Origin of the sequence: Sphingomonas sp. URHD0057 (assembly GCF_000620665.1) — a bacterium.
Classification (GTDB): Bacteria; Pseudomonadota; Alphaproteobacteria; order Sphingomonadales; family Sphingomonadaceae; genus Sphingomicrobium.
This window is the reverse complement of the sequence record NZ_KK211162.1, coordinates 328,092-341,979: the sequence shown is the minus strand read 5'-3', so window position 1 is coordinate 341,979 and position 13,888 is coordinate 328,092. Positions and strand designations below refer to the sequence as shown.

The following is a 13,888-nucleotide window of genomic DNA, read 5'->3' as shown; positions in this document are numbered from 1 at the left end:
TGAACATTCGGCATTATCTTGCGCTTCGCCGCCGACCCCCAACGTCAGGCGCGGCAATCCTCGATCACTCGCGAAATCTCCGACCACGGCGGGACGACCAGCGCCGGGGCACTGCCGACCGCGAACGCGATGCGGCCACGGCTGAAGGCGATGGCGTCGAGCAGGCGGTCGAACGCGGCGAAGTCCGCGGTCAGCCGGTTGGTCGCCGGATTGAAGCTGGCCGGTGCGCTGCGGGAATCGCTGCTGGTCCAGATGGTCAGGAATGGCGCCGCGGCGGTCGCTGGCTTGGCGACGCTCACGCGGCGCGTGGTGCGTGTACAATGAAGGATGAGCTGCGGCTGGTTGGTGGCGCCGAGAAAGGTCGCTTCGCTGCCCTCGGCGGTCGCCGCATAGGTCCAGTTGCCGCCGACCGGCGCGGCGGTGGTGTAATCCCGGGCGGATGCCGTCATGGCCTGAGCGGACAGCGACGATGAGGCGGCCAGCGCAAGCGCTGCAATGAACGAGCGTTTCATGACCCTGTTTAGCGGCTGAGCTTGTCGACTTTGGCCTGCAGTGCCGCGAGCTCCGCCTTCAGTTGATCGACCTCATTGGCCGCGGGCTCGGCCTCCGTTTTCTTGGGGCCGGAAAAGGCCTGCGCGGCGCCTTCGAACATCGCCATGTTGCGCTTGGCGATATCCGCGAGGACGTTGCCGCCGAATGCGTCGCGCACCGCGCTTTGGTTACGCTGGAACGAATCCATCGCCGCCTCGAGATATTGCGGAACGAAATTCTGCATCGAATTGCCGTAGAGGCCAATGAGCTGCTTGAGGAAGTTGATCGGCAACATCGTCTCGCCGCCCCGCGCCTCCTCATCGACGATGATCTGCGTCAACACCTGCCGCGTGATGTCCTCGCCGGTCTTGGCGTCGACGACTTGGAACTCACGTCCCTCGCGCACCATCTGCGCCAGCCGGTCGAGCGTGATGTAGGCCGAGCTCTCGGTGTCGTAGAGCCGCCGGTTGGCGTATTTCTTGATCGTCACCTTGCCGGTGGACTTGGCCATGGATCGCTCCCAAACTCTTTGGCCATGGCCCTACTACCGGAGGATAGTGCGCTGCAACATGAACGCGTTGCGCAAAGAGCGCCGCGCCCGCTCCCCTTGTTCCTCGATCTGGTTCGCCAAACCGCCGCAAGCGACCCGGAGCTCGCCCGCGAGGCGCTCGTCGGCCTGCGCGCCTACGAGACTGCCCCGCGCGTCCCCCTCGCGACACCCAGGCCCGAGATCGCGCGAGTGCGGGGCGCGTGCCTGCGCGATCACGGCGGCGAGGGTCGGCCGGCCGTGCTGATCCCGTCATTGATCAATCCGCCGCGGATTCTCGACCTCGACGAGCAGGTGTCGCTGACCGCTGCCATCGCCGGTATGAAGCGGCGGGCGCTTCTGCTCGACTGGGGCGCGGCCGCCGACCGCGCGCTGCTGACCGTTGCCGGCCACATCGAAGAGTTGCTGTTGCCGTTGCTGCACCAGATCGAGGGGCCGCCGGCCCTCGTCGGTTATTGCCTGGGCAGCACCATGGCGATCGCGGCGGCCAATTTGAGCGAGTGCGAGCGGGTGGCGACCCTCGCCGCGCCGTGGAATTTCTCGAACTACCCGGAGCAGTCGCGCGCCGCGCTGCAGCAGATGTGGCGTCATTCCGAGCCCGCGGCGCAGGTCCTCGGCGCGCTGCCGATGGAAGTCCTGCAAGCCGCGTTCTGGTCGCTCGATCCGGTCCGCACCGTCCGCAAGTTCACCGAGTTCGGCCGGCTCGACCCGAAAAGCGATGAGGCCCGGCGGTTCGTCACGCTCGAGGATTGGGCCAACCAGGGCGAGCCCTTGCCCTACCCCGCGGCCAAGGAGCTGATCGAGGAATTGTTCGGTGCGGACCGTAGCGGATCCGGCCAATGGTGCGTGGGCGGAACGGCTGTCACGGACGCAATCCGCGCGCCGACGCTGCACCTGCTCGCCGCCCACGACCGCATCGCTCCGGCGATCACCGCACCCGGCGGCGCGCAGACCGCGATTCCCGCCGGCCACGTCGGCATGATCGTCGGTTCCGCGCGAATGGCGCTGCACGAAGCGTTGCGCCGTTTCCTGGAGAGCGAGTGATGGACAAAGCCAGGTGCGAATGGGTCAATGGCGCCGACCCGCTGATGGTCGAATATCACGATCGCGAATGGGGCTTGCCGGTCCACGACGACCGCCAGCACTTCGAGTTTCTGGTGCTCGAGGCGGCGCAGGCGGGCCTCAGCTGGTCGACGGTGCTGAGGAAACGGGAGGGCTATCGCAAGGCGTTCAGCGATTTCGATCCCGAAAAAGTCGCGCGCTACACTGATCGGAAGATCGAGAAACTGCTTCTCGACCCGTCGATCATCCGCAACCGGCTGAAGGTCCAGGCGGCGGTCCGCAACGCGAAGCATTTTCTCGCCGTACAGGAGGAGTTCGGAAGCTTCGACGCATATTGCTGGCGTTTCGTCGATGGCAAGCCGCTGGACGGCCGCCGCAAGGGGAGTGGAGACACCCCCGCGACCTCGCTCCAATCCGACGCCTTCAGCAAGGACTTGAAGTCGCGCGGCTTCAGCTTCGTCGGCTCGACGGTGATTACGCCCACATGCAGGCGGTAGGGATGGTCAACGACCATCTCGTCGGTTGCTTTCGCCATTCCGAGGTGCAGCGCCGCGACTAGCCTTGCCGCTGCCGAAAGCCGTCGCTAAGTCCGCCCCCCAAAGCACCCGTAGCTCAGCTGGATAGAGCGCTGCCCTCCGAAGGCAGAGGCCACAGGTTCGAATCCTGTCGGGTGCGCCACCATCGGTGGCGGATCCGTCAGGAGCGAACCTCCCGGTTCGGAGTCGAAGCGAAGCGGAGACGACCGAGCAGAGCGAGGACAATCCTGTCGGGTGCGCCAGCTATCCTTCCCTGCGGTGCCTTTTGGACGGACGGACGATCGAACAGTGAGCCCGAGTTTCAGCATCATCACGGCGTGCAAGGGCCGGCTCGACCATCTGCGGCGCAGCCTCCCGCAGATGCTCGGCCAGCCGAGCGCGGAAGTCATCGTCGTCGACTATTCCTGCCCAGAAGGGACGGCCGACGTCGTTGAGCGCGAATTTCCACAAGCTAAGGTCGTTCGCGTCGAAGGCGAAAAGGGCTTTTCGAACTGGCGCGCACGCAACCTCGGCGCGGCGGCTGCCTCCGGCAACGTCCTCATCTTCTGCGATGCGGATACGATCCTCGCCGACAACGCCGTTGAGAGGATCGCAAGCGCACTTCCTCCAAAGACCTATGGCTTCTTCAAGCGCGACGCTACCGAGCGGTTCAATAAGGCGGGCCTCAGGCTGGGATCCAACCAATTGCGCGGATTCCATGCGATACCTGCTGCCGCATATCGCCGTCTCGGCGGATACGATGAAGTCCTTCTAGGATGGGGCGCCGGCGGCGACACCGATCTCGAGATACGCCTGATCCTGGCAGGGCTTTCAGCACATCCACTCGACCCGGGGCTGGTCGAAGACGTCATCCAGCACGACAATGCCGACCGCACGCGGCACCATGCCGACTCGATCAAGGTCAGCTATTGCACCGGCCTGCTCTATCGGCGCGCGAAGATGGCGCTGCTCAATCTCAGGCATCGCCTCAACCTGCCTCTAGAGCTTCGCCAGCAACTTTATGACAAGGCACGCACGGCCGCGCAAAATCTCGGGACACGCGACACCGTAGCGCTCTCGATCGATCTCGAGAACAAAGCGATCGGGATGCCGCTGCAACTCGGATATCGCCGCGTTACGCAAAAGGTCGTCATGCGGATCGAGGTCTCAGGGGTCGGCAAGATCGATACGATCCCCGAGTTGGTAGGCGCACAGCCGGAATAACCAAGATCGACGCGATCAGTACTGGCCGTAGTGGCCTTTCACCGACTGCAGCAGCTTGGCGCTGTCGAACCCGACGCCGTCCTTGAACACGATGTCGACTTTTTCGACGTCGCGAATGTCGGCGGCCGGATTGCCGCGCACGACGATCAAGTCCGCGTTCTTACCGGCGGCGATCGAGCCTATGCGGTCGGCGAGCCCGAGATAGGTCGCGCCGTTGAGCGTGCCGATGCGGATGGCCTCGACCGGCGAGAAACCGGCCTCGACCAACAGCTCCAGCTCGCGCTGGTCGCCGAAGCCGGGAATCACTCCGCCATTGCCGGTCGGGTCGGGGCCGGCAATCAGCAAGCCGCCCGCAGCCACGAACTGGCGTTCGAGGCCAAGATCGTTCTTGTACTTCTCGGCTTCCTCCTGGCCATGCTTGGTCCCGGCGCCGCTCGCGGTCAGGTTTCTGAGATAGAGGTACGATTCTTTCGCCTGCGGGCTCATCGCGTTCATTTGCCGCGCTTGAAGCGGAGCGTGCAGCGGCACGCCCTGCTCGAACACCGGCAGCGTGGACGTGATTGCGACGTGATGATCGACGAGAAGCTTGATCAGCGCATTCGCCTCCGCGCTGTCCGGCTTCATCGCCAGCAGGGTCGGGTCGCCCGCACCGTCGGAGCATTTGTCCGGCTGCTTGCCCGGGTCGAGCTGCGTATTGACGAAGAAGCCGTGCTCGAGATTGTCGATGCCTAGCGCGACCGCCTCGGGATAGGTGACCGAGCATAGATGCCCGGTGACCTTGAGGTGATGGTGGTGCGCTTCGTCGATCGCGGCTTTGAGCTCGGCGCGGGTGATGTGCATGTACGCCTTGAAGGAATTCACGCCCTGACCGGCCCAGTAAGCGACTTCCCGCCGCGCATCCTCCGGCGAGGTGATGGTGTGGGCCTGGATGAAGAATGCCCCCTCACCCTCGAGGTAGGGGCCGGTCACGTCGAGGTGTGGACCGATCAGCCGACCCGCGTCGATCTCCCGCTTGAGGTTGAGGTCGGTGTCGGGTTCGACGCTCCCGGTCGTCCGCATCGTGGTGACACCGTTGGCGAGATAGAGTCGTGGTGCACTGAAGCTCATCTGCGGAACGATGAGCGGGTCCTCGGAGGCTCCCGACGCGTCGATGTTCGGGCGCTGAAGATAGAATAGGTGATTATGCATGCCGACGATGCCCGGCATGACCGTCGCGCCGGTCAGGTCGAGTGCCTGGTACCCCGACGGAACGGGTGCCGAGCCCGGCTGCACCGCGGCAATCCTGGCACCGTCGATCAACAGCGTCTGGTCCTCCGCGGCGGGTGCTCCCGTCCCGTCGATCACCCGGACATGGGCCAGCGCAATGCGCCCCGGCGCGATCCGGACATAGCGCTGAAGATCGGTCGACAGCGGCTGGGGCGGAGCCAGGACCGGCGCAGCGGTTCCGACGGAAGCAAGCGCAATAGCGGCGACAGCGGTCAGCAAACGAAGAGTCATGAAAGCCCTCCCTTGCGAGAGAGCTAGCATTGTCGTTTCGCCGCCGGAAGTTACACTCGGTGCCGTTCGTCGAACGGAACCCGCGCCTCGCGCCTCCCGTTGAGGCTCCGCATGGACCAGCAAACCAAGACGAGGCCGAAGGAGCCGTTGATCAGGCCGCCCCCGGCCGCCGAAGCCTTTTACTCCGAAGTCCTCCAGCTGATGGCGGAATCGCACATTCCGTTCCTGGTCTCGGGCACCTATGCGCTGGCGAGCTACACCGGGATCGATCGCCCGACCAAGGACGTCGATGTTTTCGCCAAGGCCGGCGACGCGCTGAAGATGCTCCATTACTTCAAGGAACACGGCTTCGACGTCGAGATCGTCGACGAGCGCTGGCTCTATCGGATCACGCGCGGCGAGTTGTTCACCGACGTGATCACCAACATGCCGACCGTCACCACCCACGTCACGGATGAATGGTTCGTCGGCGCGCCCAAGGCCGAGCTGTTCGGTGCGATCGTCCGGCTGGTGCCGCCGACCCAGTTCATCTGGTCGAAGATTTTCGTCCAGGACCACCATCGCTACGACATGGCCGACGTCGCCCACATGATCTTGAAGTGCCACGAGGCGATCGACTGGAAGCAGCTGCTGAGCCACATGGAGCTCTATTGGGAGGTGCTGCTGACGGCGGTCCTCAACTTCCGCTTCATCTATCCGAGCGAGCGCCACCTGGTCCCGCGCTGGCTGATGGACGAGCTGCTCGAGCGGCTGCGCGATCAATATGACGTCAAAGGGCCCGGCAAGAAAGTCTGCCGCGGCCGCATCTTCTCCCCCCGCGACTATGCGATCGACGTCGACCAATGGGGCTTCTCCGACGCCGTCGGCAATCTCGAAGAGCAATATGGCGACTGACGAGGGCAGGCTGCGGGTTGCCGCGATCGGCGACCTGCACGTCATGGAGGACAGCGTCGCGCCGTTCCGCGAGCTGTTCACGGAGATTTCCAACCTTGCCGACGTGCTCGTGCTGTGCGGGGACCTGACCAACTTCGGCAAGACCAGCGAGGCCGAGATCCTCGCCGAGGACATCCGCGCCTGCGCGATCCCGGTCGTCGGCGTGCTCGGCAATCACGACTATGAATGCGGCCAGCCCGAGACGGTCTCGGCGATCCTCCACGAAGCCGGGATGAAAGTGCTGGACGAGCAGGCGGTGGAGATCGAAGGCGTCGGCTTCGCCGGCGTCAAAGGCTTCATGGGCGGCTACGGCCGCGGCGAGCTGGCGCCGTTCGGCGAGCCGATCGCCAAGGCGTTCGTCGACGAGGCGCTGAACGAAGCGCGCAAGCTCGAGAACCAGCTGCGGACCTTGCGCACCGAGCGCAGCGTCGCGGTGCTTCATTATTCCCCGATCACCGGCACCATCGAGGGCGAGCCGCAGGAGATCTTTCAATATCTCGGCTCGCAGCGGTTGTGCGACCCGATCGACCGCTTCGACCATGTGAAGGCGGTCTTCCACGGTCACGCCCATCACGGGAAATATGAGGGAAGAACCCCGCGTGGGACGCCGGTCTACAACGTCGCGCAATTCGTCCTCAGGCCGCTGTTCGGGAAGCCCTATGCGGTGATCGAGGTATAGCCGCCGCTGCGACGAATTGCGCGGATTCAGCGCCGACGCGAGCTATTCCCTAGTTGTTGACTAGAGTTTAATCTGCGAGTTGCGGCTAACCACCAGGAGGGAGTCGCTCGATGGGTTCTTTGCTCAAAATTGCAGTTGCGGTCGCGGTCGTTGGAGGGAGCCTGACAACGGTCCCTGCGATGGCCGCTCCAACTGAGCTGCTCAACGTCTCATACGACCCGACGCGCGAGCTCTACCAGGAAATCAACTCGTCCTTCGCCAGGGCCTGGGCGGGCCGCACCAAGCAGCAGGTGACGGTCAAGCAAAGCCACGGCGGCTCCGGCAAGCAGGCGCGGGCGGTGATCGACGGGCTTCCCGCCGACGTTGTCACGCTCGCGCTTGCCTACGACGTCGACGAGGTCGCGCAGCGCGGTCTCATCAAGTCCGGCTGGCAGGCCCGGCTGCCGTTCAACAGCACGCCTTATTATTCGACGATCGTCCTGCTCGTTCGCCACGGCAACCCCGAGCACATCAACGACTGGGACGACCTCATCCGCCCCGGCGTCAAGGTCATCACTCCGAACCCGAAGACCAGCGGCGGAGCACGCTGGAACTATCTCGCGGCCTACGGCTATGCGCTTCGCAAGTACGGCACCCCGGCCAAGGCGAACGGCTTCATGGCCAAGCTTTTCCGCAACGTCCCTGTGCTTGACAGCGGCGCTCGCGGCTCGACCACGACGTTTGTCGAGCGCGGCCAGGGCGACGTCCTGATTGCGTGGGAGAACGAAGCCCTCCTTTCGGTTCGCGATCTTGGCCGGGGCAAGTTCGACATCGTCTATCCGTCGGTATCGATCCTGGCTGAGCCGCCGGTCGCGGTCGTCGACAAGAATGTCGACAAGCACGGCACCCGGGCCGTGGCGGAGGCCTATCTCAAGTTCCTCTATTCTCCGGCGGCGCAGTTCATCATCGCCGACAATTATTTCCGCCCGCGCAATGCCGCCGTCGCCGCCCGCTTCAAAGGCCAGTTTCCCAACATGAGCCTGTTCAACATCAACAAGAACTTCGGCGGCTGGGCCAAGGCGCAGCATATTCACTTCGACGACGGCGGCACCTTCGACCAGGTGTTCGCGGCCGCCAAGCGCTGACCGCGAAAACCCGCTAAGCCTTCGTGATGCCCCGCGCAGACCGTTCGCGAGCCCACTCCCCGCTCCCCGGGTTCGGGCTGTCGCTGGGCATCACGATCCTGTGGCTGTCGCTGATCGTCCTGATCCCGCTCTCCGCGGTGTTCGTCAAAAGCCTGAGCAATGGCGTCGGGGAATTCTGGACGTCGGCGTTCTCGCCGCGCGCGCTCGCCGCCTACCGGCTGTCGTTCGGCGCGGCCGCGCTCGCCGCAGCCGTCAATTGCGTGTTCGGCCTGCTCGTTGCCTGGGTCCTGGTGCGCTACCGCTTCGGCGGGCGCCGGCTGCTGAGCGCGCTCATCGACTTGCCGTTCGCGCTGCCGACCGCGGTCGCCGGCATCGCGCTGACCGCGCTCTATGCCGACACCGGCATCCTCGGGAGGTTTCTCGAGCCTGCGGGTTTGCCAATCGCCTACAAGCCGTCGGGCGTTGTGGTTGCGTTGACCTTCATCGGACTGCCGTTCGTCGTCCGCACTGTCGAACCCGTGCTGGCCGGAATTTCGAGCGAGACCGAGGAGGCCGCGCTGACGCTCGGCGCAAGCCGGCTCCAGACCTTCTTCCGCGTGATCTTTCCGGCGATCGCCCCTGCCCTCGCCACCGGCTTCGCGCTCGCCTTCGCGCGCGGCGCGGGCGAATATGGCTCGGTCATCTTCATTGCCGGCAACATGCCGTTCAAGTCGGAGATCGCGCCGCTGCTGATCGTCACCCAGCTCGAGGAATATGATTATGCCGGCGCGGCGGCGATCGCCTGCGTCATGCTCATCATTTCCTTCGCCGTGCTGCTCGTCCTCAACCTGCTCCAGCACTGGCAGGCGCGGAGGCTCGGCTGATGACCGCTCGGGGCCTGCGCGAGCCGCCCGCCGCCAAGGCGCTGCTGATCGCCGTTGCGGTCGCTTATGTAGCGCTGATGCTGCTGCTCCCGCTGGGGGCGGTGCTGGCCGAAGCCTTCCGCAAGGGCTGGCAGCTGTGGCTCGCGGCAATCTCCGACCATGACGCACGCGCCTCGATCAAGCTGACCCTGCTCGTCGCCGCCATCTCGGTTCCGTTGAACACCGTCTTCGGGATCGCCGCCGCCTGGGCGATCGCCAAGTTCGATTTCCGCGGCAAGGCAGCGCTGATCGCGCTGATCGAGATCCCCTTTTCGGTCTCGCCGGTGGTTTCCGGCCTCGTCTTCGTCCTCCTGTTCGGAGCGCAAGGCTGGTTCGGGCCGTGGCTCGGCGATCACGACATCCGCATCATCTTCGCTCTGCCCGGCCTGGTGCTGGCGACGGTGTTCGTCACCTTCCCGTTCGTCGCTCGCCAGCTGATCCCCCTGATGCAAAGCCAAGGGCGCGCCGACGAGGAAGCGGCGCTCACTCTCGGTGCCTCGGGCTGGCAAACCTTCTGGCGCGTCACCCTTCCCAATATCCGCTTCGGACTCCTCTACGGCGTGCTGCTATGCAACGCTCGGGCGATGGGGGAGTTTGGAGCGGTCAGCGTCGTTTCCGGTCACATCCGCGGCGAGACCAACACCATGCCGCTGCAAGTTGAGGCTCTTTACAATGACTACGACTTTGTCGCCGCCTTTGCCGTCGCCTCGCTCCTTACTCTTCTCGCGCTCGTCACCCTCACGCTCAAGTCTGGACTCGAGTGGCGACACCGCGACGAGATCGCCGCACGCCATCTCTGACATGTCGATCCGGGTCGAGCATGTCTCGAAAACCTTTTCCGCGTATCCGGCGCTGAACGACGTCTCGCTCGAGATCGCCAATGGCGAGTTCGTGGCGCTGCTTGGACCCTCCGGCTCGGGCAAGACCACCCTGCTGCGCATCCTCGCCGGTCTCGAAGTGCCCGAGGAGGGCAAGATAAGGTTCGGGGAGCGCGACGTGACCCGGGACCAGCCGGCCTCGCGCGGCATCGGCTTCGTGTTCCAGCATTATGCCCTGTTTGGCCACATGACCGTCGCGCAGAACATCGCCTTCGGACTGAACGTGATGAAGCGATCGCAGCGGCCGTCACGCAAGTTGACCCGCGACCGGGTCGAGGAGCTGCTCGTTCTCGTCCAGCTGCCGGGCCTTGGCAAACGCTACCCCAACCAGCTTTCCGGCGGCCAGCGTCAGCGCGTTGCCCTCGCCCGCGCGCTGGCACGGGAGCCGCGCATCCTCCTGCTCGACGAGCCCTTCGGAGCGCTCGACGCCAAGGTTCGCCGCGAGCTGCGCGTGGCGCTGCGGGAAATCCACAATGAGCTTGGGCTGACTTCGATCTTCGTCACTCACGACCACGAGGAAGCCTTCGGTCTCGCCGACCGCGTGGCCATCCTCAATCAAGGCAGCATCGAGCAATTCGCCGGGCCGGAAGAAATCGCGAGCCAGCCCGCGAGCCCCTTCATCCGCTCGTTTCTGTCATAGCTATGCGGCTGGACTTGGCGCCTAAGGCGCCGGCCAATTCTCGAGGATTTCGACGAAGCGGCTGAGCCACGCATTGGTCTGGTGGCCGTCGACCACGCGATGATCGATGGTCAGAGTCACATAGGCCATCGGCAGGATCACCATTGCATCCTCGCCATCGAGTTCGCGGACGACGACGCGCTTCTCGAGCTTGCCCACGCCGAGGATCGCAGCCTGCCCCTGGTGAAGAATGATCGGTGCTGCGAGGAGCGAGCCTGACACGCCATGGTTGGAGATGGTGAAGCTGCCGCCCGACACATCCGCCCGGTCGAGCTTGCCGTCGCGGGCGCGGCGGGTAAGGTCGTCGAGCTTCGCCCCGATCTGTTCGAGGCTGAGCGAGCCGGAATCCTTGACCACCGGGACCACAAGGCCCTTCTCGCCGAGCGCGGTGCCGACGCCGATGTCGATCGTCGGCGCGATGGCGATGCGATCCTTTTCCCAGCGGCCGTTGATCGCCGGCGCGACCGCCATCGCTTCGGCCGCGGCTTTGACGATATATGCCGTGTAGCTGAGCCTGGTGCCGTTCGCCGCAAGCGCGGCCTTGTGCGCTGCGACCGCGGAAAAGTCGGCCTCGAATACAGCGGTGACATGCGGTTGCTCGGCGACGGCGCGCGCCATGTTCTCGGCGATGGCCAGGCGCATGCGGTCGTGCGGAATGTCGCCGCCGGCGAACTTGCGCGGCTGCGCGGTCGAAGGCTCGCCCACCGTGACGACGGTCGCCGACGCGACCGCGCGATCGACGTCTTCGCGGGTGACCCGGCCATTGCGTCCGGTCCCCTCGATCCGCGCCGGGTCGATGCCGTGCTGTTGGCATGCGCGGCGGACGGATGGTGAGAGACGCGTTTCACTCTCACCGTTCGTCCTGAGCTTGTCGAAGGACTGTTTTTCTTGACTAAGACCAGAAGGAGAGGACAGCCCTTCGACAGGCTCAGGGCGAACGGTTGAGTGTTGCTCAACGTCAGTCTCAATCCTCGCCAGCAGCGCGCCCGGCACCGCCTCCGCGTCCGTGTCGAGCACGATCTCCGCCAGCACCCCCGTCGCCGGCGCCGGCACCTCCTGGGTCACCTTGTCGGTCTCGAGCTCGACGAGCGGATCATTCTCCGCGACCGCATCACCAACTGCCTTCAGCCAGGCGCGAACGACCGCCTTGGTGCCCTCCTGCTCGTCAGGGACGCGGACTTCGATCACTATTCCGCCCCCAGCTTTTCTGGGGGAGGGGGACCGCCGAGCGGAGTTCGGTGGTGGAGGGGGCGGCGCAGCACGCTAGAAGCCCGCCAGCCGGTCGATTTCCGCGCGGATGCTCGCCGGGGACGGCAGCGCCCACTCCATCAACTTGGGATGATGCGGGCTTGGGATATCGGGCATGGTCACGCGCGCAACCGGCGCGTCGAGGTCGAGGAACGCCTCATCGGCAACGACCGCCGCGATCTCCGCGCCGAAGCCGCCGGTGCGCAGGTCCTCGTGCACGATCAGGCAGCGGCGGGTGCGGCGGACGCTGTCGAGCACCGTCTCGCTGTCCCACGGCATCAAAGTGCGGAGGTCGATGACATCGGCGCTGATCCCTTCCGCCGCTGCCTCGCAGCGCGGCACCATCGCGCCCCAGGTGACGATGGTGATCCGGTCGCCCTCCCGCGTCTTCTTCGCTCGGCCAAACGGCAGCACATAATCGTCGCCCGGCCACGGGCGCCGCGCCCAGGCGTCATCGAGCATCGCGCGATGCTCGAAGAACAACACCGGGTCGTTGCCGCGCAGGCTTCCACGCAAAAGGCCGACCGCATCTTCGGCGTTGGACGGCACCGCGACCTTCCAGCCCGGATTGTGCACGAACTCGACCTCGTTGGTCATCGAATGCCACGGGTCGCCGCACTTGAAGAAGCCACCCGGCACGCGCAGCACCATCGGCGCGGCGAAGCGGTTGTGCGTGCGCCAGCGCATCGTGCCGCAATCGTGGATCTGCTCGGTCGCCGGCTCGGCATATTTGCGGAACTGGATCTCGGGCACTGGCATCAGGCCCGCCAGCGCCATGCCAACCGCGCGGCCGACGATCCCTTCCTCGTTGAGCGAGGTGTCGAACACGCGATCGCGCCCGAACTTGTCCTGCAGGCCGAGCGTCACGGCGTGGACACCCCCCTTCGGACCGATGTCCTCGCCGAACAGCAGCACCCGCGGGTTCGCCTCGAGCTCCTGCTCCAGCGTGCGGCGGAGCGCGGTGACCATGTTGAGCCGCTGGCCCGAGCCGGTGGGCTGGTCAGTCGTGCCGTCGAGGCCGAGGCCGGCACGGCCGCCGATCTGCTGCAGGTCGCCTTCGAAGAAGACCTGGCTGGTGACCGTTTCGGGCGACGAGACGCCGCGCGCCTCGGCCTCGACCCGCGCGGCCTCGACCTGCCACGCGGCGTGGCGCTCGAGGTCGCTCCATTGCTCATCGCCGATCTGGAGCTTGGCGACGAAGGTCTTGAGCTTCGGTAGCGGATCGCGCGCCCATTCGGCCTTCACTTCGGCTTCCGACTTGTAGGTTTGCGTATCCTGGAAACTATGCCCTTCGAGACGTGGAACGGTCACGCGCAGCAGCGCCGGCGCGCGCCTCGTCCGGACGTGCGCCACAGCCTCGTCGATCAGGCCGGACACTTCGGACGGGTCCGTGCCGTCGCCGTTGAAGATGGTCAGGCCCGAAAAGCTGGCGAGATTCGCCGCGATATCCCTGCCAGGTGTTTGATATTCCGAGGGAACCGAGATTCCGTAGCCATTGTCCTCGACGTAAATTAGCAACGGCAACTGTTGTGTAGTTGCAATAGTTAGCGCCGACCAAAATCCGCCCGTGGCACAGCTCGCGTCGCCTCCGAGCACCAGCGCGATCGAGTCTTCCGGTCCCTCTCCCAACACTGTCTGCTTGTACGCGATCGCCTGCGCCCAACCGGCCGCCGGCGTGTATTGCGCGCCGACCCCGCCGCACATCGGCAGCGCATGCGCCCCGCCCGGGTTGGGATAATTGAAGACGACGCCGATATCACGGCCGTCGGAGTATCCTCCGGCAAGGCCCATGCCCGAACCGAGCGCGTCGGCAAGCGGCACCCCGAGCGCGAGCAGCAGCGGCCGCGAGCGATAATATCCGCAGGCCGCGTCGCCGTCCTTCAGGTGAAGTCCCAGCAGCACCTGGGCGAGGTCATGGCCGCGGGCCGAGAATTGGTAGAGAACCTTCTTGGCCGGCGCGAGCTCCTCCTCCTCGAGGCGATCCATCTCGCGACTGGTCAGAACCAGCCTTGCGACCTCGCGCCAGTCCACCTTTGCGGACACCTTGCCCGGGTCGCGCTCGGCCATGG

General features: G+C 65.3%; 14 protein-coding genes and 1 tRNA gene. 10 read left to right on the top strand and 5 right to left on the bottom strand.

Annotated elements, in window-relative coordinates; genetic code table 11:
* Nucleotides 1-44: 44 nt before the first annotated feature.
* Entirely contained in the window at nucleotides 45-512 is a 468-nt protein-coding gene (locus tag N539_RS16650) for a hypothetical protein (protein WP_051531738.1), read from the bottom strand.
* Nucleotides 513-520: 8 nt separating this feature from the next.
* Nucleotides 521-1,042: a polyhydroxyalkanoate synthesis repressor PhaR gene (gene phaR, locus N539_RS0110505; RefSeq protein ID WP_028970220.1), complete on the bottom strand. Its 522-nt coding sequence runs from the start codon at nucleotides 1,040-1,042 to the stop codon at nucleotides 521-523.
* 24 nt (nucleotides 1,043-1,066) lie between these two features.
* On the opposite strand from phaR, the gene N539_RS0110500 reads away from it, so the two are divergent.
* The 4 genes from N539_RS0110500 to N539_RS0110485 all read left to right on the top strand — a co-directional run bounded on the left by N539_RS0110500 (nucleotide 1,067) and on the right by N539_RS0110485 (nucleotide 3,879).
* Nucleotides 1,067-2,122, top strand: coding sequence for an alpha/beta hydrolase (locus N539_RS0110500; protein ID WP_231463022.1), 1,056 nt, complete (start codon nucleotides 1,067-1,069; stop codon nucleotides 2,120-2,122).
* Entirely contained in the window at nucleotides 2,122-2,637 is a 516-nt protein-coding gene (locus N539_RS16645; protein WP_331280084.1) for a DNA-3-methyladenine glycosylase I, read from the top strand. Before N539_RS0110500 ends, N539_RS16645 begins: the two co-directional genes overlap by 1 nt.
* Nucleotides 2,638-2,741: 104 nt before the next feature.
* A tRNA-Arg gene (locus tag N539_RS0110490) sits at nucleotides 2,742-2,818 on the top strand.
* Nucleotides 2,819-2,964: 146 nt separating this feature from the next.
* The gene (locus N539_RS0110485; RefSeq protein ID WP_028970218.1) at nucleotides 2,965-3,879 is read left to right on the top strand and encodes a glycosyltransferase family 2 protein; all 915 of its coding nucleotides are present in this window, start codon (nucleotides 2,965-2,967) and stop codon (nucleotides 3,877-3,879) included.
* Nucleotides 3,880-3,894: 15 nt separating this feature from the next.
* Here the strand turns inward: N539_RS0110485 and N539_RS16640 are convergent, their stop codons facing one another.
* Nucleotides 3,895-5,376, bottom strand: a complete 1,482-nt coding sequence (locus N539_RS16640; RefSeq protein ID WP_037552735.1) for an amidohydrolase family protein — start codon at nucleotides 5,374-5,376, stop codon at nucleotides 3,895-3,897.
* 111 nt (nucleotides 5,377-5,487) lie between these two features.
* Here N539_RS16640 and N539_RS0110475 point away from each other — a divergent pair, with 111 nt between their 5' ends.
* The 6 genes from N539_RS0110475 to N539_RS16635 all read left to right on the top strand — a co-directional run bounded on the left by N539_RS0110475 (nucleotide 5,488) and on the right by N539_RS16635 (nucleotide 10,532).
* Entirely contained in the window at nucleotides 5,488-6,270 is a 783-nt protein-coding gene (locus N539_RS0110475; RefSeq protein ID WP_028970217.1) for a nucleotidyltransferase, read from the top strand.
* Nucleotides 6,260-6,988, top strand: coding sequence for a metallophosphoesterase family protein (locus N539_RS0110470; protein ID WP_028970216.1), 729 nt, complete (start codon nucleotides 6,260-6,262; stop codon nucleotides 6,986-6,988). The genes N539_RS0110475 and N539_RS0110470 overlap by 11 nt, the downstream gene beginning before the upstream one ends.
* A gap of 110 nt (nucleotides 6,989-7,098) precedes the next feature.
* A complete protein-coding gene (locus tag N539_RS0110465) occupies nucleotides 7,099-8,112 on the top strand; it encodes a sulfate ABC transporter substrate-binding protein (protein ID WP_028970215.1) in 1,014 nt (337 codons plus the stop codon).
* 26 nt (nucleotides 8,113-8,138) lie between these two features.
* The gene (gene cysT / locus N539_RS0110460; RefSeq protein WP_037552734.1) at nucleotides 8,139-8,975 is read left to right on the top strand and encodes a sulfate ABC transporter permease subunit CysT; all 837 of its coding nucleotides are present in this window, start codon (nucleotides 8,139-8,141) and stop codon (nucleotides 8,973-8,975) included.
* Complete coding sequence (cysW, locus tag N539_RS0110455) at nucleotides 8,975-9,814, top strand: sulfate ABC transporter permease subunit CysW (RefSeq protein ID WP_028970213.1); 840 nt, start codon at nucleotides 8,975-8,977, stop codon at nucleotides 9,812-9,814. The genes cysT and cysW overlap by 1 nt, the downstream gene beginning before the upstream one ends.
* Nucleotide 9,815: 1 nt before the next feature.
* Nucleotides 9,816-10,532, top strand: coding sequence for a sulfate/molybdate ABC transporter ATP-binding protein (locus tag N539_RS16635; protein WP_051531736.1), 717 nt, complete (start codon nucleotides 9,816-9,818; stop codon nucleotides 10,530-10,532).
* Nucleotides 10,533-10,553: 21 nt separating this feature from the next.
* Here N539_RS16635 and N539_RS0110445 read toward each other — a convergent pair whose 3' ends face one another.
* Nucleotides 10,554-11,759 carry a dihydrolipoamide acetyltransferase family protein gene (locus N539_RS0110445; protein ID WP_231463018.1) on the bottom strand — a complete coding sequence of 402 codons (1,206 nt, stop codon included), beginning with the start codon at nucleotides 11,757-11,759 and terminating at the stop codon, nucleotides 10,554-10,556.
* 75 nt (nucleotides 11,760-11,834) lie between these two features.
* Nucleotides 11,835-13,886: an alpha-ketoacid dehydrogenase subunit alpha/beta gene (locus N539_RS0110440; protein ID WP_028970211.1), complete on the bottom strand. Its 2,052-nt coding sequence runs from the start codon at nucleotides 13,884-13,886 to the stop codon at nucleotides 11,835-11,837.
* Between the last annotated feature and the right edge of the window lie 2 nt (nucleotides 13,887-13,888).

Coding starts and splice junctions, on each gene's coding strand:
- N539_RS16650 (WP_051531738.1), bottom strand. CDS start 512: ATGAAACGCTCGTTCATTGCAGCGCTTGCGCTGGCCGCCTCATCGTCG.
- phaR (WP_028970220.1), bottom strand. CDS start 1,042: ATGGCCAAGTCCACCGGCAAGGTGACGATCAAGAAATACGCCAACCGG.
- N539_RS0110500 (WP_231463022.1), top strand. CDS start 1,067: ATGGCCCTACTACCGGAGGATAGTGCGCTGCAACATGAACGCGTTGCG.
- N539_RS16645 (WP_331280084.1), top strand. CDS start 2,122: ATGGACAAAGCCAGGTGCGAATGGGTCAATGGCGCCGACCCGCTGATG.
- N539_RS16640 (WP_037552735.1), bottom strand. CDS start 5,376: ATGACTCTTCGTTTGCTGACCGCTGTCGCCGCTATTGCGCTTGCTTCC.
- N539_RS0110475 (WP_028970217.1), top strand. CDS start 5,488: ATGGACCAGCAAACCAAGACGAGGCCGAAGGAGCCGTTGATCAGGCCG.
- N539_RS0110470 (WP_028970216.1), top strand. CDS start 6,260: ATGGCGACTGACGAGGGCAGGCTGCGGGTTGCCGCGATCGGCGACCTG.
- N539_RS0110465 (WP_028970215.1), top strand. CDS start 7,099: ATGGGTTCTTTGCTCAAAATTGCAGTTGCGGTCGCGGTCGTTGGAGGG.
- cysT (WP_037552734.1), top strand. CDS start 8,139: ATGCCCCGCGCAGACCGTTCGCGAGCCCACTCCCCGCTCCCCGGGTTC.
- cysW (WP_028970213.1), top strand. CDS start 8,975: ATGACCGCTCGGGGCCTGCGCGAGCCGCCCGCCGCCAAGGCGCTGCTG.
- N539_RS16635 (WP_051531736.1), top strand. CDS start 9,816: ATGTCGATCCGGGTCGAGCATGTCTCGAAAACCTTTTCCGCGTATCCG.
- N539_RS0110440 (WP_028970211.1), bottom strand. CDS start 13,886: ATGGCCGAGCGCGACCCGGGCAAGGTGTCCGCAAAGGTGGACTGGCGC.